17 protein-coding genes and 1 riboswitch are annotated in these 18,180 nt (G+C 36.1%); of the genes, 9 read left to right on the top strand and 8 right to left on the bottom strand.

Annotated elements, in window-relative coordinates:
- The first annotated feature begins 144 nt into the window (after positions 1-144).
- Together gldJ and BW926_RS11725 are read left to right on the top strand one after the other, a co-directional pair.
- Positions 145-1,743 carry a gliding motility lipoprotein GldJ gene (gldJ, locus tag BW926_RS11730; RefSeq protein WP_076447286.1) on the top strand — a complete coding sequence of 533 codons (1,599 nt, stop codon included), beginning with the start codon at positions 145-147 and terminating at the stop codon, positions 1,741-1,743.
- A gap of 62 nt (positions 1,744-1,805) precedes the next feature.
- On the top strand, positions 1,806-3,077 hold the full coding sequence (locus BW926_RS11725) for a UDP-N-acetylmuramoyl-tripeptide--D-alanyl-D-alanine ligase (RefSeq protein WP_076447285.1): 1,272 nt from the start codon (positions 1,806-1,808) through the stop codon (positions 3,075-3,077).
- Here BW926_RS11725 and BW926_RS11720 read toward each other — a convergent pair.
- A complete protein-coding gene (locus BW926_RS11720) occupies positions 3,070-3,681 on the bottom strand; it encodes an NUDIX hydrolase (RefSeq protein WP_076447283.1) in 612 nt (203 codons plus the stop codon). The genes BW926_RS11725 and BW926_RS11720 overlap by 8 nt on opposite strands.
- Before the next feature lie 39 nt (positions 3,682-3,720).
- On the opposite strand from BW926_RS11720, the gene BW926_RS11715 reads away from it, so the two are divergent.
- Positions 3,721-4,110 carry an orotate phosphoribosyltransferase gene (locus tag BW926_RS11715; RefSeq protein WP_076447282.1) on the top strand — a complete coding sequence of 130 codons (390 nt, stop codon included), beginning with the start codon at positions 3,721-3,723 and terminating at the stop codon, positions 4,108-4,110.
- Between the two features lie 51 nt (positions 4,111-4,161).
- On the opposite strand, the gene BW926_RS11710 is transcribed toward BW926_RS11715, so the two are convergent.
- The 4 genes from BW926_RS11710 to BW926_RS11695 are packed head-to-tail and all read right to left on the bottom strand — an operon-like array spanning position 4,162 to position 7,388.
- Positions 4,162-4,419 (bottom strand): hypothetical protein, encoded by a 258-nt coding sequence (locus BW926_RS11710; RefSeq protein WP_076447280.1) that lies wholly within the window; start codon positions 4,417-4,419, stop codon positions 4,162-4,164.
- 31 nt (positions 4,420-4,450) lie between these two features.
- Positions 4,451-5,494, bottom strand: a complete 1,044-nt coding sequence (locus BW926_RS11705; RefSeq protein WP_076447279.1) for an anhydro-N-acetylmuramic acid kinase — start codon at positions 5,492-5,494, stop codon at positions 4,451-4,453.
- A gap of 3 nt (positions 5,495-5,497) precedes the next feature.
- On the bottom strand, positions 5,498-6,091 hold the full coding sequence (locus BW926_RS11700) for an LPS export ABC transporter periplasmic protein LptC (protein ID WP_076447277.1): 594 nt from the start codon (positions 6,089-6,091) through the stop codon (positions 5,498-5,500).
- Position 6,092: 1 nt separating this feature from the next.
- A complete protein-coding gene (locus BW926_RS11695) occupies positions 6,093-7,388 on the bottom strand; it encodes a hypothetical protein (RefSeq protein WP_076447276.1) in 1,296 nt (431 codons plus the stop codon).
- 365 nt (positions 7,389-7,753) lie between these two features.
- Between BW926_RS11695 and BW926_RS11690 the strand changes: the two genes are divergently transcribed.
- The 6 genes from BW926_RS11690 to BW926_RS11665 all read left to right on the top strand — a co-directional run bounded on the left by BW926_RS11690 (position 7,754) and on the right by BW926_RS11665 (position 15,277).
- Positions 7,754-8,872 carry a DNA polymerase III subunit gene (locus BW926_RS11690; RefSeq protein ID WP_076447274.1) on the top strand — a complete coding sequence of 373 codons (1,119 nt, stop codon included), beginning with the start codon at positions 7,754-7,756 and terminating at the stop codon, positions 8,870-8,872.
- A gap of 420 nt (positions 8,873-9,292) precedes the next feature.
- The gene (locus BW926_RS11685; RefSeq protein WP_076447273.1) at positions 9,293-9,919 is read left to right on the top strand and encodes a TetR/AcrR family transcriptional regulator; all 627 of its coding nucleotides are present in this window, start codon (positions 9,293-9,295) and stop codon (positions 9,917-9,919) included.
- A complete protein-coding gene (locus BW926_RS11680; RefSeq protein WP_076447271.1) occupies positions 9,903-11,216 on the top strand; it encodes a TolC family protein in 1,314 nt (437 codons plus the stop codon). The genes BW926_RS11685 and BW926_RS11680 overlap by 17 nt, the downstream gene beginning before the upstream one ends.
- Positions 11,217-11,235: 19 nt before the next feature.
- Positions 11,236-12,339: an HlyD family secretion protein gene (locus BW926_RS11675; RefSeq protein WP_076447269.1), complete on the top strand. Its 1,104-nt coding sequence runs from the start codon at positions 11,236-11,238 to the stop codon at positions 12,337-12,339.
- Positions 12,340-12,701: 362 nt separating this feature from the next.
- Positions 12,702-14,279 (top strand): DHA2 family efflux MFS transporter permease subunit, encoded by a 1,578-nt coding sequence (locus BW926_RS11670; RefSeq protein ID WP_076447268.1) that lies wholly within the window; start codon positions 12,702-12,704, stop codon positions 14,277-14,279.
- A 446-nt stretch (positions 14,280-14,725) separates the two neighbouring features.
- Positions 14,726-15,277: a DNA-3-methyladenine glycosylase I gene (locus tag BW926_RS11665; RefSeq protein ID WP_076447260.1), complete on the top strand. Its 552-nt coding sequence runs from the start codon at positions 14,726-14,728 to the stop codon at positions 15,275-15,277.
- A 236-nt stretch (positions 15,278-15,513) separates the two neighbouring features.
- Here BW926_RS11665 and BW926_RS11660 read toward each other — a convergent pair whose 3' ends face one another.
- The 3 genes from BW926_RS11660 to BW926_RS11650 form a co-directional block, all read right to left on the bottom strand.
- The gene (locus tag BW926_RS11660) at positions 15,514-16,782 is read right to left on the bottom strand and encodes a voltage-gated chloride channel family protein (RefSeq protein WP_179078012.1); all 1,269 of its coding nucleotides are present in this window, start codon (positions 16,780-16,782) and stop codon (positions 15,514-15,516) included.
- A 31-nt stretch (positions 16,783-16,813) separates the two neighbouring features.
- A riboswitch (Fluoride riboswitch) is annotated at positions 16,814-16,882 on the bottom strand.
- Positions 16,883-16,898: 16 nt separating this feature from the next.
- Entirely contained in the window at positions 16,899-17,741 is an 843-nt protein-coding gene (locus BW926_RS11655; RefSeq protein ID WP_076447300.1) for a GLPGLI family protein, read from the bottom strand.
- Positions 17,742-17,760: 19 nt separating this feature from the next.
- A complete protein-coding gene (locus tag BW926_RS11650) occupies positions 17,761-18,171 on the bottom strand; it encodes a sugar phosphate isomerase/epimerase family protein (protein WP_083672313.1) in 411 nt (136 codons plus the stop codon).
- Positions 18,172-18,180 lie beyond the last annotated feature (9 nt).

Here is an 18,180-nt window from a genome sequence, read left to right as displayed (position 1 = left end):
AATTACAAAATAAATGAAAATTTTATAATTAAATTGTGATACAATAAAATTAATTTGTTAACGTTTTTCAAAAAAATCAACTCTTTACTTGATTTATTGAATAATTTATTTTTTCTTTGTACTTTGAAAATATTTATATCGACTATGAAAAAACTAAAGTTGTTTTCATTAATAGCATTAAGTTCTACACTTGCATTAACCAGTTGTGGTGGAGGTACTAGCAAAGGAGGTGGTACTAAAAAATTTGTCAGCAAAACGGGTTGGAAACCAAACGAAAAACAAGGTTGGTTTTTTGCAGGAAAGCAACAAAAGCAGAAAGGTTGGCCGGGAATGGTATATGTAGAAGGTGGAACTTTTACAATGGGATTAGTGAAAGATGATGTTATGCACGATTGGAATAACTCACCGCACAGAATGCAGGTAAGTTCTTTCTTCATCGGGGAAACAGAAATTACTAACTACGAATACCGCGAATACCTTACATGGTTGAAGTATGTATTCCCTCCAAGTGATCCTAGTTTTAAGGAAATCTACAACGGCGCTTTGCCGGATACCTTATTATGGGACAACAAACTATCTAGAAATGATTACAACGAGACGTATTTCCGTTCTCCTGAATTCGATTACTATCCGGTAGTAGGTGTGTCCTGGACTCAGGCAAACAGATACTGCGAGTGGTTGACAGACAGAGCAAACGAAAAAGCTTTAATGCAAGCGGGTATTATTGCGAAAGATTTGTATATCAACGAATCAAACAATCAAGGTGGAACTGCATTCAACATGGATAAATTCAAATCGAATGATCCTGAAATGCAAGGATATATCAATGAAAAAAGAATGCAGCAGAAGAATGGTATTAAAACTACCAACCAGAGATTGTTAGCTGCTAACAGAGCACCGAGTGCTGCAATGGTTCAGAAATTTAGACTTCCTACTGAAGTAGAATGGGAATATGCTGCGCTAGGTATGGCTAAAAACAGAGAATACAACCAATATTTAGGTAAAGACCCTGAAATTGAAAAATTAAGAGGTACTAAAGGTAGAGATAAAGGAATGTATCTTGAAAACTTCAAGATGGGAGCGGGTGACTACTCTGGTATTGCAGGCTGGAAAAATGATGGTTCTGCAAGAACTTCTGATGTAAGACAATATCCGTCAAACGACCTCGGAATCTACGGTATGTTCGGAAACGTTTCCGAATGGACTGCCGATATCTACAGACCAATCATCGATGAAGATTATAGTGACTTCAACTACTATAGAGGAAATGCTCCTCAGGCCGTTGTAAAAAATGCTGATGGTACTTACAAAATGGTAGATGAAACCAACATTAAATATGATACTTTGGCTGATGGCAGATTAGTTTACAGAAACTTACCAGGTCAGTTTGAAAGAGAAACTATTGCTAATTACGGAAACTATAGAGATGGTGACAGAATGTCTTCTCTTGATTATAGAAGCAATTCAGATTCTGCAGATACAAGCAATTTCTACAATGCTCCTCAAAAAAGGTTCATTGTAGATGCAAAAGGAAAAGTAGTTCTTCAGAAAGACAGAAAAGAAAGAACTTCAGCTATGACAAATGACATCAGGGTAGTAAAAGGTGGTTCCTGGCAGGATACAGCTTACTGGTTAGATCCAGGGCAAAGAAGATATAAGAACCAAGATAAAGCTTATGGATGGATCGGATTCCGTGTTGCTCAGGATGCAAGAGCTAGCGACAAAGGTAGAACTAGAAGATAATATTTATCAAAATAATTTCAAAAAACCTTCCAGAATTCTGGAAGGTTTTTTATTTTTGAACTATGAATATAGAACAGTTTTACTCTTTGTTTTTACAGTCTGAAAAGGTAACTATTGACAGCAGAAAAGTTGGAAAGAATGATATTTTCTTTGCTTTTTCGGGAGAAAATTTCAATGCAGCAACGCTAGCTGAAAAAACTATTGATGAAGGAGCTTTAGCAGTAATCGTTGAGCAAAAGGATTTTGAAAATGAAGCCAGAAATATTTTCTACGTTCCATCCACTTTAGAATTTTTACAGAAACTTGCAATTCATCATAGGAATCAACTGCAAATTCCTGTTATCGGGCTTACGGGAAGCAACGGAAAGACAACTACTAAGGAAATTATCCACGCCGTACTTTCAGAGAAATTCAATGTGCAGTATACTTTTGGAAATCTGAATAATCATATCGGGGTGCCTTTGACCATTCTTTCCATTAAACCAGAGCATGAGATGGCTGTTATAGAGATGGGAGCCAATCACCAGAAAGAAATTGAGCTTTTATGCACCATTTCACAGCCGGATTATGGCTACATTACTAATTTCGGAAAGGCTCATCTTGAAGGTTTCGGAGGATTTGAAGGGGTGATTAAAGGTAAGTCAGAATTATATGATTATCTGAAAAACCATCATAAAACAATAGTTGTTAACGAAAATGATCCAATTCAGGTAGAGAAGACCGAAAATTATTCACCGAAAATTACCTTTGGAGCAGGCAGTTCAGATTATCAATTCGAATTGTTTTCTCAAGAGCATTTTGTTGGATTAAAATATAAAGAATTAAAGGCAGTTTCCAAGCTTACAGGAGAATATAATTTTACCAATCTTTGTACTGCATCCAGCATTGGTCTCCATTTCGGAATTGATTTTCAGAAAATTAAAAACGCTATTGAAAATTATACACCGACAAATATGCGTTCCCAAGTGGTAAAAAAAGAAGGGAAAACCTTGGTACTGGATACTTACAACGCTAATCCAAGCTCAATGGCCGCTTCCCTGCGTAACTTTATAACATTTGAAGGTTCTAAAACAATTATCATTGGTGATATGCTTGAGCTGGGAGAGGAAAGTGAAAAAGAGCATCAAAATATTCTGAAGCTCGCTCAGGAACTAGGGTTTAATGAGATCATTACTGTTGGAAAACAATTTAAAAATATAAATTTTTCGTCAATTTCGTTTGAAAACACTGCAGAGTTAATAGAATATCTGAAACAGAATAAAATCCATTCAGGTAATATTTTATTAAAAGGCTCGAGAGGCATTGCGCTGGAGAAAGCAATTGATTTTATTTAGACTTTATATTCCAAAATTCTTTTACGATCAATTTGATATTTTTGAAGGTGCTTGGGAAGACTTCATTCTCAATCTGAGCTGTATTTTTCCAGGCAACTTCAGTAATTCCTTCCTCAATTTGAGGTTTTGAAGTATCTTCTCCATCAAATCTCATCTCAAACCAGTGGGTACATTTCAATACTTTATCGCCATTTCTTTCAACATAAATATGATACGTGGTATTGATAAACTGTACCAGCTCCACGTCTTTCAGGCCTGTTTCTTCCTCTATCTCTCTTACAGCAGACTCTTCACGGGATTCGCCTTTTTCCATTTTGCCTTTCGGAAGATCCCATTTTCCAAGCCTTTTGATGAAAAGAATATCATCGTCAGAATTATTTACAAGGCCTCCAGCTGCTTCAATGATCCTGAATAGTTTTTGGAATTCCAGCCATACTTCTTCAATATTTTCGCCAAAAACATTCAATTCCCTTACAGATGTATTTTCCAAAAGATCGAGAGCGATCTCCAAAGTTGTGACGTTTTCGTACCCAAGCGTCTTTTCTAAGTTTTCAGATTGCTTAGATAGTAATAATTTTTTTTCGTTCACAAAAACTTTATACATATATTTGTAAGAATTAGAATTTAAATACAAAAATAAAAAATGAATTTAGAAGGACGAAAGATTATTGTCAATAAATCATCTAAAGAGCTTACAGAAATCTTAAAATCTCCAGAAAACTACAAAGAATTCATGCCGGACGGCCTTCAAAAGTTTGAAACGAGAGAGGACGGATTTAAATTCGGGCTACAGGGAATGCCGGAAATTGCTTTAAAAATTGATGAAGTGAATGATCAGAAGGCAGTTTTGAAGTCTGCAAGTTCAAGTTTGGATTTTTCATTAACAGCCACTTTACATCCTATCAATGAAAATCAGACAGAGGTTCAGATGCTGTTTGAAGGAAAATTCAATCCATTTATTAAAATGATGGTAGAAAAGCCTTTACAGAATTTTATAAATACTTTGACCGACAAGATCGAGGCTTACAAATAATAAAATGCTTCATGAGTTTCATGAAGCATTTTTTCAAGGGTTCTATAAGCATTAGAATACATTAAACTTATCTGCCGAAATATGTACCCCGTTTGCAGCAAAAGGACGCAAGCAAAGATCAAAATACTGATCAAATTCATCTGCTTTTAAACATAAAATCCTAAATCCATCTTCTTCTGAAGGATCAATTTCAAATTCTGTTTTTCCTGTTTCTATAATAATTTTGTGGGCAGTAATTTCTTTCCTATTTCCCATTTCATCGGTAATGAAAACCTTTTTAAAAGATTTTGAACTGATTGGCGAATTCATATTTGTAGTTTTTTTATAAGATTTAAATATTTCAGCAAATTATACCCGAACTGTGGTCGTTCGGGCTTCCTGTGGCGGAAGCCAGAACATTGATTTCATTTTTTAGTCTTAAAACTCCCATGAATGCAAAGATCAGAGCTTCTTTATATTCTATGATCTCTTTTTCGGGAATGATGATTTCAGCGTTTGTTTTAGCTTTAATTTTCTCAATTAAATATTGATTGTACGTTCCGCCACCTGTAAAAAGTACTTTATTTATTTTATTTTCATTAAAAACTTTCGTGATTTGTTGAGCAACATGTTCTGTAAAAGTTGCAAGAATATCAATCGTTTCTATATTTTCGAAAAGAGAGAATATATTTTCGTTGCACCATTCAATTCCGAGAGATTTTGGGTGTGGCTGCTGATAGAATTTTAGTGAATTTAATGCAGATAATAATTCTTCATTAATCTTTCCTGTTCTGGATAAGTCTCCGTTTTCGTCAAAATTTTTTTTGAATTTCCGTGCCAGATTATTCAAAATAATGTTGACAGGTGCAATATCAAAGGCAATTCTCTGATTATTAATCTTCAATGAAATATTAGAAAATCCTCCTAAGTTCAGGCAGGCATTATATTGCGAAAATAATAAATCGTCGCCTATAGGGACTAATGGTGCACCGTTTCCACCCATTATAACATCCTGACTTCGGAAGTCGTAGATGACGGGTAAATTAGTTTCCAGTTTAATGGCTCTTCCATCACCGATTTGTAAGGTGAATTTTCTGTGAGGCTGATGAAAAACCGTATGTCCGTGAGAAGCAATAAGATCTATATTTGAAAGCTGGTATTTTTCAATGAAGTTTTTAACGGTTTTCCCGAGGTAAAAGCCATAATCAGAATGTAGTTCCAGTAAATTTTCCGGTGAAAGATGAATGGAATTCCTGAGGCGGTTTTCCCACTCTTCGGAATAGGGAATAGTTTCGGTCTTCAGGATCTTAAAGTTCCAGATATTTTGTTTTTCAAACTTTGCAAAACAAATATCCAAGCCATCTAAGCTGGTTCCCGACATTAAACCTATTGCCTGAAAGATCATAAATTATTTTTTTGATTCTGATAATTTGGTGGTAGCAAAGTCTCCCGAATTCTGGTAAAAAACATATTCTGAGAAATCGTCTTTAGCTGTCATTCCGTGGGCGCCGACAAGGGTAGAGCCGTCCTCCATGGTTACATATACTGTATCGTGGGTATAAATCCGATTTTTTCTCTGGTCCCAAAAAATGCTCTGCATGGCAAATTTTTGCCCTTCGTTGGTAGTAATTTTCACATTGCCTTTGGCTTCGTAGAATTTTTTATATTCAAAAAAGCGGGCATATTTTGCTTTGATAGTTCCGGGAACTTTGGGGTTTTTCTTATCAAAAAACTGAATATCAATCCCTTTTCTGGCAACGGTGTACGGACTGTCGATCAGCTCATATTTTTCAATGATTGGAGCTTTTGCCCGCATGGTTACAAACCCGGAATCTCTCTGGATGATATTGGCATTATTAATGATTTGTGACGGAAAGTTCTTACTTTGTTTGCCGCCGGCTTTCGTGAGGTCTTCTTCACAGGATGTTATGACAAAAAATATAGCACAACTAAAAAGGTATGCTATATTTTTTTTATATGATATGTTTCTAAAAAACTTCATTTTAGTTATATAGAGTCTTTCTGAACCACTTATCAGCAAAATTGAAACCAACTCTGAGGTTGATAAAGTTTTGATTGATCAGATTATTTTTAAGAGTTCCTCTTTTACCAACTTCAAGGCCTAGCTCAAGACCGCTCATTCTTGTTATGCTGCTGTTTTTAAACGGTAAAAGCACTCCCGCAGAAATCCCAAACTTGTTGATGTCCTGGCCGGCAATTTTCAGATTTCCTTTTTCATAGAATGCTCCATATCGGTAAACAACTCTTGAAAAATAGCTTCTGAAGTTATTATAATTAGGTAAATACCATCCTCCTGCTGAAATTCTGTAAGAATCCTGAAGGTCTAATGTATTTCCGAAGTAGGCTATACTTTCTCCTCTTTTATAATCTCCCTGAACGGATAAAAACCATTTGTTTTCCTCTCCATACCCCACACCTACAGAGGCCTGCAGTGGTAAAAGGTTTTTAGAGCTTGTGCTTTTCTGCTCTATAATACTTTCGCTTCCGGTAGCGATATCTCCCGTTGAGTTATAAAAATAAGTGCTGTTTTTATACTCTGTGGCCATATTACCGGTGTTTCCGAAAGTAGTGGTAGCACCTATCGTCAATTTTCTGTCGGTACTTGTATTTAGGCTCTGATAGCTTGCTCCCAAAGTAAAATTAAAGTTACGGACATTGTTTTTAGTCTCATATCCGTTGATAAGCTCTGCATTGGATTGTGTCAATTCATTAAGATCGTAAAGGTTTCCGAAATAATAATTGGCTCTTACACCCACCGCAAACTTCTCATTTACCTTATAGCCTAAAGCAATCTGAGCTGTATTCAGGGTTCCGCTTCCTTTGAATCTGTTGGCTCGTGTAGCATATACTACACCGTTTGAGTTAAGCTCATCGGTATGTATGATTTCATAGCTTTTTGAGCTGTATGGCTGATAAGAAAGCCCCATTTTCAGCTTTGGTGACAAAGGAAATGCTAATGAAATATTAGATAAATACGTAGAATGTTTTGTAGACTTCGTATTGTTGTAATTCGTTTTGAAGTAATTGTTTTCGTTGGAGGCTTCCAGTTTTATACTTGTAAGCTCAAAATTAGCATTATTCGCAGGGTTTGCGAAGTTGAAATTGCTGGTAAAATCACTAATGTATGCTGTTGATATACCTCCCATAGAGGTAGTTTCAATCGTATTATCATATTTTACATCTCCAATTCCATAAGCTGCATAGGGTGAGTTACTTATATTCTGTGCATTTAGGAAGTATCCAACTGATATGAATGATAGTACAAAGATTTTTTTCATTCTTTATTTTTAAAACAATGCGCAAATATCTTAAATATTAATGAATTGTAAAAATTATAAGAGGTTAAAGTTTGTTAAGGGGTATGAATAGGTATAATTATCGTGAATGATGAATTATAAATTAATTCTATTGTCAATTTTATTGCAATAAATTAAACATAAGGTGCGCTTTCAAATTTTCCTTTCCTAGAAGGTTGCGGAAATTAAAAAAACGCATAAAAAAGACGAAGGATATTAAATAGTTAATGTATTACATTTGATAATTTTCAGAATCAATAAAATTTACCATTCTTATGCAAAGCAAAATTCATTTATAAAATAAGATTCACAATCTATCCAACTACAATTTTCTTTATCTTTGAGCCATGAATTGGGAGAACATTGCCGGACAAGAAAATCTGAAAAAACTTCTGAGAGAGAGTATTGCCGAAAACAGAGTAAGCCATGCCCAGCTTTTCGTAGGAAAGGAAGGCTATGGAACGATGCCAATAGTATTGGCTTATGCAAAGGAAGTTTTTAGCTTGGAAAATGAACATGCAGCTTCAAAAGTTGAGCATTTAAATCACTTGGATTTACATTTCAGCTTTCCTGTTTTTACAGATAATAAAAATTCTTTAAGTAAAAATAAATTTGAGGAATTCCGAGAAATGATTATGAATTCCCCTTATTCGAGCTATGACGACTGGACGGCCTTTTTAGAATCCGAAAACAAGCAGCTTTTTATTTCTGCCGATGAAATTGATGACCAGAACCAAAAATTTTCATTAAAAAGTTTTGAAGGAGGAACAAAAATTCTAATCATTTGGAGAGTCGACAAAATGAATGTTGCCGCTTCCAATAAATTTCTGAAATTTTTAGAAGAACCACCCGCAAAAACCGTTATTTTATTAACGGCAGAATCTACCAACGATATCCTACCCACAATTCTTTCCCGAACGCAGGTTGTTGAAGTTCCGAGGATTAATGATGTAGATATTGAAGCTTATTTAAAAAATAATTTTAATGTTTCTGATGAAAGAATCATGGAAATTGTTCATGAAGCTCAGGGAGACCTGAATGATGCCTTAAAATTATTACAATCGGGAAATAAGAATGAAGAATTTGAAAAACTTTTCGTACAGTGGGTTCGTGATGCATTTATGGTAAAAAAGAAGCCAGAGTTTTTAAAAAGCATTATTTTCTGGGCTCGGGAAATTGCCGGTTGGAACCGCGAAAGGCAAAAGAATTTTTTAAATTATTGTTCGGAGATTTTCAGGCTGGCTTTACTTCAGAATTATCAGTCGGAAAGCTTGGTTTATAAAAGGATTGATGCAAATGGCTTTAATTGGGCTGGCTTTTCAAAATTCATTAGCGGAGCAAATATTGAAAACATTCTGGACGAAATAAGCACCGCAGACCTTCATTTGACAAGAAATGGGAACCCTAAAATTATCTGGACAGATTTAGGAATAAAATTATCGAGATATATTCATAAAAATTCATAGAAGCTCCGACTTTGGAAGAGTTTTTAATTGTGAAATTTTTTTAGAAGCTTTTTCCAGCTTTCCACTATATCTTTTGGCACGGCCTCCGCTTTGCTCCGGCCGCGCCAAAAGGATGCCGTTGCAATCTGGGCTAGGAATTTGTGGCTGTTATTCTCACCAAAATAAAAACCTCCAGATATTATACCTTCTTGGTTTCAAAAACTTAAATGTTTGAATTGATAAAGAATCAATAGTACCTTTCATAATATAAAATCTATAATATTAATTCAATTTTTAAACTTATTATAATCGATTGTTTTTCAGATGATTAACAATAAATCTTAGCAAATGTAAATAAATTTACAATAAAAACCAATCAATCGTTTGATTTATATAGAAATCTATTGTACATTTGTACTTTGATAAATGAATGTATAAAAAATGATTTCAAAAGAAGAAAATATATTATTTGCTGCAGAAAAGCTTTTTGCTGAAAAAGGTTTTGAAGGAACTTCCACAAGGGAGATCGCCAAGGCAGCGAATGTGAATATTTCTATGATCTCTTACTATTTTGGTTCAAAAGAAAAGCTTTATGAAAAGCTTGTAGAATATAGAATGAATGAAGGACAGTTCTTCTCAAAAGACATCATTGAGAGAACGGATATCAACGACTGGGAGAAAGTAGAAAAAATCGTGGACCAGTTTGCTGGTAAAGTACGAAATCATAAATGCTTCTACAGAATCATGCAGAGAGAGCAGCTTCACGCAGAAAATCCTCAGATAGTAGAATTTCTGAAGCAGACAAAGATGGGATTTCTTACCATGTATTCAAAAATTTTGGAAAGCGGATTACAAAAAGGAATTTTTACAAAAAACCCTCCTATTTATCTGCTTCATTCGACAGTGAGCGGAACTTTATTCTATGCATCCAATGCAAAAGAAATGTATAAGGAATTCCTTAACAATACAGAAGATGATGAAGCTTTTGAAGAAAAATATTACACAGAACTTAATACTCATATTAAATACTTACTAAAAGACCTTTTAGGTTATGAAGAGAATAAATAACTCAGTCATTGCATTGGCCCTGTTTATAGGGGTTGCAAATGCAAATGCTCAGCAGAAAAAAACACTCACTCTTGATGAAGCTGTGAAGTTGGGTATCCAAAACAGCAAAAATCTTAAGATCGATGCCGCTAAAATTGAAGAAGCTACAGCAGATCTTTTGGAAGCGAAGAACAGACAACTTCCGGAATTGAAGGTTTCGGGAAGCTATATGTACCTTCCGATAAAACCTACCATAGATCTAAAGCTTCCCGGAGTTTCAGCAGGAGGGGGCCCTGAAGTACATCAGGTGCTTTACGGATCTGCAAACCTCAGTGTGCCGATCTACAGCGGCGGGAGAATAAAATACGGTATCCAGTCAGCAAAATATCTGGTGGAAGCATCAAAGCTGAGTACCGAAAATGATAAAGTTGCCATTGCTTATAATGTAGCTCAGGCTTATAATAATTTGTTTAAAGCCAATCAGTCGATCAAAGTTTTGGAAGAAAATCTGGTTGCGTCACAAAAAAGAGATGAAACCTTCCTTAAAATGGAAAACAACGGATTGATCGCCAGAAACGACAGGTTGAAAGCCAATCTTCAGACTTCAAATATTGAGCTGCAATTATTGGAAGCTAAAAACAACTATAATATCGCCAATATCAATATGGATCTTTTGCTGGGCCTTCCGGAAATCATAGAGCTTGAAGTAGATCAGAATTATATTGAAGAAGGAAATGACGTAAAATCAGTGGATTATTATGTGAATACAGCTAGAGAAAATCGTAAGGATCTACAGGCGCTGGACATGCAGAGAAAAGCAGCCGAGCTGGGAACAAAAGCGGCAAAAGCTGAAAATCTGCCTTCAATAGCATTCACCGGAGGGTATGTAGCGGCGGATATTCCTAAATTTTTGACGATCTATAATGCAGTGAATGTAGGAGTTGGGATTTCCTACAACTTATCCAATATCTGGAAGAAAAACTCTTCATTAAAGCAGTCTCAGGCAAGAGAAATGCAGTTGGCAGCTACCAATGAGCTATTAAATGACAATATTAAGCTTGATGTAAACAAGGAATATCAAAACACCGATTATTCTAAAAAGAGAATCACTGTTTTCGAAAAATCTGCTGAACAGGCCAACGAAAATTACAGAATTACAAAAAATAAATATGATAACGGTCTTGCAACCATGACAGAGCTTCTGGATGCAGATGCAGCGCAGATTGCGGCAAACGTTGGTGTAATCAATGCAAAAGCAGATGCAGCATTAGCTTACAGAAAACTATTACAGACTACAGGAACTTTAACTACTAAATAAAATTAAGACGAAACCAACAATGGAAAATAATACTACACAAGCGACTGAACCTAAAAAGAAAAGAACTTTAGTTTTCCCAATAATTTTAGCGGTTGTTTTAATCGGTGGAGGAATTTACGGATACAACGCTTACACATACGGCCAGGCTCACGAAGAAACCGATGATGCCCAAATTGCTTCCAATCTTTCTCCGGTGATTTCTAAAATCTCAGGATATGTAACGGAAGTAAAAGTAAAAGATAACCAGTTTGTAAAAAAAGGAGATACGCTGGTCATTTTAGACAACAGAGATCAGAAAATGGCTCTTGAACAGGCAGAAGCAGCTTTGGCAACAGCAAAAAGCAACATCTCAAACGCCCAGGCTACCACGACTGCAACTTCGAAAAATATTGGTTCTTCCGAAGCAGCAGTAACAACAGCAAATGCGCAGATCGAAGCAGCAAAAGTAAACGTTTGGAAAACTTCACAGGATTTAAAAAGATATGCTAATCTTGTAAAAGATCATTCTATTACAGAACAGCAGTACGAGCAGGCTCTGGCGGCAAAACAAACAGCTGACAAGCAATTGCAGGTCTTAATAGACCAGAGAAACCAGATTGCTCAGCAGACGAATATCGCTTCATCCCAGACTGCTGCAAGCTCTCAACAGATCAGCGTAGCAGGATCAGTAGCAAAACAAAGAGAAGTAGATGTTGAAAATGCAAAATTAAACCTGTCTTACACGGTAATCGTTGCTCCTGAAGACGGATATGTCGGAAAAGTTCCGATTCAGGCAGGGCAATATCTGCAGGCCGGTTCACAGTTATTTGCTTTAGTGAAGAACGACCAGAAATGGGTAGTGGCCAACTTCAAAGAAACTCAGGTTGATAAAATGGTGGAAGGTCAAAAAGTGAAAATCGAGATCGATGCATTCCCTGACAAAGAATTTAATGGTATCGTAAGCTCTTTCTCACCTGCAACCGGTGCTACTTTCTCTATTCTTCCTCCGGATAATGCCAGCGGAAACTTCGTAAAAGTAGTTCAGAGACTTCCTATAAAAATAGATTTTGTGAATCTTGACAAAGACGTTGCAAAAAGACTGAGAACAGGAATGAATGTGAAAGCGGAGGTTTCATTGAAATAATATAATAATGAGCTGCCGATTTTGAAGAAGAAAGTCAAATTTATGAATGAAAATGAAGTAGTAAAATTTAAAATTGACAACAAAATTGATAATCATTCAGCATAGACTTTTAAATGAGGTTGATAATTATCTGCAGTTCACTTTTAAAATTAAGATATTGAGAGATTCGGAAACGGTCTGTGTTGATAATCGGTTGTGTTAAAATAATATAGCCGACGAGCGAATAAGTTTTTAACCTGAACCTTAGCCTAAACATAACCACAGATTAATAAGCAATAAGTTAGTTCGTAAAAAAACCTATTTGATTTTTTAAATCTCTGGATCTTAAAATTTCTTAATTTTTTTTAAATATTAAAAAAACTATGCAAGATTCATTAGTAGAATATGGAGCCCGAAGAGTAATCATCACGATTACGGCTATTCTTTGTGCTCTGCTTGAAATTGTGGATTCCACGATTGTAAACGTTGCCCTCAACGAAATGAAGGGTAACCTGGGAGCCACACTTTCAGAAGTAGGCTGGGTGATTACGGCTTATGCTATAGGTAACGTGATTATCGTACCTATGACCAGCTGGCTGTCTCAGCAGTTCGGGCGTAGAAACTACTTTGCGGCTTCCATTATAATATTTACAGTATTCTCATTCTTGTGCGGAAATGCCACCAATATCTGGGAACTGGTATTTTTCCGTCTGATGCAGGGTATTGGCGGGGGAGCGCTTCTGGTGACTTCACAGACGATCATTACGGAATCTTACCCGATTGAAAAAAGAAGTATGGCCCAGGCAATTTATGGCCTTGGGGTAATTATCGGTCCTACTTTGGGCCCGCCGTTGGGAGGATATATCGTTGATAATTTCAGCTGGCCATATATTTTCTATATTAATATTCCGATTGGGATTGCTGCGACATTAATGACGCTTCAGTTTGTAAGAAGTCCGAAATATGCAGAAAAACGTAAGGTTTCGGATGTAGACTGGCTCGGGATTGCATTATTGGCGGTTACGGTAGGTTCATTGCAGTTTATCCTGGAAAGAGGTCATGAAGAAGATTGGTTTGCCAGCGGAATGATCGTAGCATTTACTGTAACAGCAGTTTTAGGATTTATTTTATTTCTCTGGAGGGAGCTTACCTTCAAATACCCGATCGTGGAACTGCGTGTTTTGAAAAACGGAAACCTAAGAATCGGAACGATGATGTCTTTTGTATTAGGATTTGGATTATATGGTTCTACTTTTGTGGTTCCTTTGTATACCCAGAGTATCTTGGGATGGACAGCCCTTCAGTCGGGAGCTTTAATGATTCCGGCAGCTTTGACGACGGCCTTTATGATGCCAATCATCGGAAGATTATTGTCAAAAGGGGCTAAGCAGCAGATTCTGGTTTCTTTAGGGTTATTCCTTTTCTTTATTTACAGCTTCTGGGGCTATAAAATTTTGACACCGGATACCAGTAAAGATGCCTTTTTCTGGATGCTGATTGTAAGAGGAGCCGGATTAGGCCTGTTATTTATCCCGATTACTTCATTGTCTTTAAGTACGCTGAAAGGGCAGGAGATCGGTCAGGGAGCCGCCTTTACAGGGATGATGAGACAGCTTGGAGGATCTTTCGGAATTGCGGCGATCACTACATTTATCGCGAATGCCGGACAAAAATACAGACTGAATTTAATTTCTCACCTTGATGAAACCGATTTTGCAGTCCAGCAAAGATTACAGGCCTTAAAAGCAAGCTTCATGGCTAAAGGAATGACACCTGATGCCGCCATGAATGCCGCCTACAAAATGCTCGACTTATCGGTAACCAAGCAGGCAACAGTACTGTCTTATATGGATGTTTTCCTTTATTTAGGGGTGATATTCCTGGTGTGTATCCCGTTTATCCTTTTTATTAAGGAAAGAAAGACTAAAGAAAAAATTGATTTGAGTGAGGCGATGCATTAGATTATATTAAATTAAACCGCAGAGATTTTCTGCGGTTTAATGCTTTAATTTGGAGAATATTCATAATGAATCTTTTCCATTTTTGAATTCTTGAATTATTAGATAGCAAAAACCGTAGAAAATCTCTGCGATTTAATTTTATTTATTTTTTTATAAATTTTGTATCATGACACCCACATTACCATCAATCAATTATCAGAAAAAGTAATAGAATTGTACGAAGACGTATTAAGGAGCTAAAAGAACAAATAGAATTCCTGAAAAATAAATAAAACTAGAGCAATCCCATCCAAAAATGCAGGTTGAGGCTGCTAGAAGTTCAGACAACGCAAACTTATATTTTTTGATGAATATTGTAATATTTTACAATTAAATATGCTTTAATTATAATCCTCCTGCCATACAGTTGTCAGTAACTTACTTATCTTTGCAAATAAAATTTCACAATGAGTTATTGTTCAGCAATTGAAAGGATGCAGCCCGAAAGTAGGAAAGAGCTTCATAAAAATTACCATGATAATCATTATGGTTACCCGATTCATGATGATAATGAGCTGTTCGGGAGATTAATTATGGAGATCAATCAGGCTGGATTAAGCTGGGAAACAATTTTAAAAAAAGAAGAAAGCTTCAGGCTGGCTTATGATAATTTTGATATTCATAAAATAGCGGCCTATACCGAGCAGGATCGTGAAAGATTACTTAGTGATCCAGGAATTATCAGGAACAAATTAAAGGTAAATGCAGCCATAGAAAATGCAAAAACAATTATCGGATTGCAGAAAGAATTTGGCTCTTTCGAGAAATGGCTCGAACACCATCATCCGAAAACATTACAGGAATGGATGAAATTATTCAAAAAAACTTTCAAGTTCACAGGAGGGGAAATTGTCAATGAATTTTTGATGAGCATCGGGTATTTGAAAGGGGCACACTCAGAAAGCTGCTCTTTGTATGAGAAGGTTTTGAGACATGAACCGATGTGGAGGAAAATATAATTTCTGAGGTGCTTCGACAGGTTCAGCATGGCACCTGCAATTGGCAAAATTCCAGTTAAAAAGAATCTCTTTGATGATTTCCTTTTTTCTTTTTCCTTAGTTTTATAGGCGGTCAACACTAAAATCTTCCAACTCCCCAAAGTATGTTTCGGGGGTAATCATTCCTATCGGGACTAGGCTATCAGTCGCCAAGTAATAATCTCAACTCAATACTCAAATACTCCAAACCAAAAAACTCAAGTTTTTCCTTTCATCTCGCCAATTCTCTGCTTGGCATAAATCCCATTATATCCCGAAACAAGGTAAGAAACCACACAGGCAATCGCTGCATAAACACCACATTCGGCTCCGAATAATTCTATAGCCATCAGAGTACAGGCCAATGGAGTATTTGTTGCACCTGCAAAAACCGCAACAAAGCCCATTCCTGCGAGTAATCCATAGGGAAGGGGGATGATTAAAGATAACGCACTTCCTAAAGTAGCCCCGATAAAAAATAATGGAGTCACTTCTCCGCCTTTAAAGCCGGCAGAAAGGGTAATAATTGTAAAAATCATTTTTAAGGCAAAATCATAAAATGGTAGTTGTGTTTTAAAAGACTCAATAATAGCTGGGATTCCCAGTCCGACATACCTTGTCGTTCCCATTGTAAAAACCGCAGCGGCTATGATGATTCCGCCGATTACAGGACGGAATGGAGGATATTTAATTTTTGATTTAAAAGACGAACCAATCCAATGAATCACTTTACCGAAAGCCGCCGCACAGATTCCAAATGCAATTCCTGCCAAAATACTGTATAATACAGGCATAAATTCGAGCTTAGGGACGATATCAATATGATAATGGGTATGTTTAACATTCCATAAGTTAGTAGCCCAGTCCGCCAGAATAGCCGATGCAAAAGCCGGAAAAATAGCATTATATCTTATCCTTCCTATCAAGAAAACTTCCAGCCCAAAAACAGCACCTGCCAAAGGAGTCCCGAAAATCGAACCGAAACCTGCCGCAATTGCAGAAATAATCAATATTTTTCTTTCATTAGAATTAAGCCTGAAAGGTTTGCTGAATTGATCTGCAATAGCTCCGGCCATTTGAAGCGCTGTACCTTCCCGTCCCGCAGATCCTCCGAAAAAGTGAGTCACGATCGTTCCCAGATAAATAAAAGGGGCCATTTTAAAAGGAATAATTTCTTTGGGATCATGAATGCTGTCGATCAGAAGGTTATTCCCGGGCTCAATTTCTTTTCCCAAATAATGGTATAAAAGGCCGATCAAAAAACCAGCAACCGGCAAAAAAACAATCAGCCAGATGTGATTTTCCCTGAAATTCGTAGCCCACTCCAAAGACTGTAAAAATCCCGCAGAAGCCGTTCCGACTAATGCTCCGATGATGAGACTGATACAAAGCCACTTAAAAATATAAGGCAAAGCCGGATATTTTCTGAAAAAAAACCTTATATGAAATTTTGTTTTAGAGCTTAAATTTCGTGGATGTTTAGACATAATTTTCCTGATCAAATTACTGTTAATAATCTTTTAATCAGGCGTCATCAGCTTTTTGAAAAGCGGTTGGGTAAGGAAGAACACCATTTCCTTTTGTACAAATATAGTTATTATTTTTAATTTTTATAATGGATGGCTTTATCTATTTCCACTGGGTTATTGTATTTTCTTATAATCTCCTGCATGTTTTTTACCTGTGTGTTGAGTTCATCGATGCTATGTATTTCTTTTCCTCCGATATTGATGTTCAGATTATTATTGTTTGTCTTACTGAAATTTGTTCGCTCAAATGAAAAAGGATCATTATAAAATTCCAGTAAAAGCTTTTGTTTTTGCTTTTCATTAATGGGAATGGCCTTATTTCCAAAGTTAGATTCCAGAAAATCTTCGGTAGGGTAGATGGTTGGGAGTTCCTGGCTTTTTACAAGATGGTAGTTGAAATTTTTACCAGTATCAGAGATTTCAAAAACCAGTCCCGGAAGCCCGGAAAATTTGAAAGGACCTTCATTAAAGGGAATATCTTTATTAAACCAAGCAATCCAATTTCTTCCTCCGAATTTTGTTGTTGCCTTTTGTAATGTATAATTCTGCACCTGTTTAGTCTCGTTGGTGATATTCCAGTTTACTTTGTCATTGGTTTTGAAAGAATAATACTCGAATTTAATATTGATGAAATTTTCATTATCAGCAGTATTTACTTTTCGTTTAATGACTTGTCCGTTCATATCCACATGTTTATTATCCATATTTCCGAGTTTCTTGTTCAGTGAATCGGCGATGAGAAGATTGCGTCCATAGAATTTTACATACTTGGAATTAATATCAAGATTCATGTTAAATTTTTGATAATCAGATTCCGTTGAGTCCATTTTTAATTGAAGCTCATAAATAAATCTGTGGGTTTGTGAGCTTAGGCAAGCGACGAAAAGTAAACAAAAAAATGACAGAAAATTTTTCATGGTTAGAATCTTTAGAAATTTATTTAAAATAAGAATGATCAAGAATATATTTTTTGCTGATGGCAATGCTTTCGAAAATATCTTTATCGCTGGAATCCTGTTCTACAAACCAGTGCTGAAGCTCTGCTTTTTCTCCGGCTTCAAAAATTCTTTTAAAATTAATTATCCCGTTGCCAATTTCTGCGAAATCTTTTGTACCGTCTTTCATATCTTTTATGTGCCACAACGGAAATCTTTTAGGATATTTTTCAAAATAAGTTAACGGGTCGATGCCTGCTTTTGAAATCCAATATAAATCCAGCTCCATTTTAACCCATTCCGGTGAAGAATTTTTTAAGATAAAATCAGACACATTTTGGCTTTCATCAAATTTTTCAAATTCAAAATCGTGATTGTGGTAGGCAAATTGAATTCCGACCTGCTTTGTCATTCCACCTGA

This window comes from Chryseobacterium sp. RU37D (assembly GCF_900156075.1).
GTDB lineage: Bacteria > Bacteroidota > Bacteroidia > Flavobacteriales > Weeksellaceae > Chryseobacterium.
Note: the sequence above shows the minus strand (reverse complement) of the source record. Positions and strands in the feature narration are given on the sequence as shown.

What these genes read in the sequence shown, in the direction of transcription:
- gldJ (WP_076447286.1), top strand. Translation starts at nt 145, where the DNA reads ATGAAAAAACTAAAGTTGTTTTCATTAATAGCATTAAGTTCTACACTT.
- BW926_RS11725 (WP_076447285.1), top strand. Translation starts at nt 1,806, where the DNA reads ATGAATATAGAACAGTTTTACTCTTTGTTTTTACAGTCTGAAAAGGTA.
- BW926_RS11720 (WP_076447283.1), bottom strand. Translation starts at nt 3,681, where the DNA reads ATGTATAAAGTTTTTGTGAACGAAAAAAAATTATTACTATCTAAGCAA.
- BW926_RS11715 (WP_076447282.1), top strand. Translation starts at nt 3,721, where the DNA reads ATGAATTTAGAAGGACGAAAGATTATTGTCAATAAATCATCTAAAGAG.
- BW926_RS11710 (WP_076447280.1), bottom strand. Translation starts at nt 4,419, where the DNA reads ATGAATTCGCCAATCAGTTCAAAATCTTTTAAAAAGGTTTTCATTACC.
- BW926_RS11705 (WP_076447279.1), bottom strand. Translation starts at nt 5,494, where the DNA reads ATGATCTTTCAGGCAATAGGTTTAATGTCGGGAACCAGCTTAGATGGC.
- BW926_RS11700 (WP_076447277.1), bottom strand. Translation starts at nt 6,091, where the DNA reads ATGAAGTTTTTTAGAAACATATCATATAAAAAAAATATAGCATACCTT.
- BW926_RS11695 (WP_076447276.1), bottom strand. Translation starts at nt 7,388, where the DNA reads ATGAAAAAAATCTTTGTACTATCATTCATATCAGTTGGATACTTCCTA.
- BW926_RS11690 (WP_076447274.1), top strand. Translation starts at nt 7,754, where the DNA reads ATGAATTGGGAGAACATTGCCGGACAAGAAAATCTGAAAAAACTTCTG.
- BW926_RS11685 (WP_076447273.1), top strand. Translation starts at nt 9,293, where the DNA reads ATGATTTCAAAAGAAGAAAATATATTATTTGCTGCAGAAAAGCTTTTT.
- BW926_RS11680 (WP_076447271.1), top strand. Translation starts at nt 9,903, where the DNA reads ATGAAGAGAATAAATAACTCAGTCATTGCATTGGCCCTGTTTATAGGG.
- BW926_RS11675 (WP_076447269.1), top strand. Translation starts at nt 11,236, where the DNA reads ATGGAAAATAATACTACACAAGCGACTGAACCTAAAAAGAAAAGAACT.
- BW926_RS11670 (WP_076447268.1), top strand. Translation starts at nt 12,702, where the DNA reads ATGCAAGATTCATTAGTAGAATATGGAGCCCGAAGAGTAATCATCACG.
- BW926_RS11665 (WP_076447260.1), top strand. Translation starts at nt 14,726, where the DNA reads ATGAGTTATTGTTCAGCAATTGAAAGGATGCAGCCCGAAAGTAGGAAA.
- BW926_RS11660 (WP_179078012.1), bottom strand. Translation starts at nt 16,782, where the DNA reads ATGTCTAAACATCCACGAAATTTAAGCTCTAAAACAAAATTTCATATA.
- BW926_RS11655 (WP_076447300.1), bottom strand. Translation starts at nt 17,741, where the DNA reads ATGAAAAATTTTCTGTCATTTTTTTGTTTACTTTTCGTCGCTTGCCTA.
- BW926_RS11650 (WP_083672313.1), bottom strand. Translation starts at nt 18,171, where the DNA reads ATGACAAAGCAGGTCGGAATTCAATTTGCCTACCACAATCACGATTTT.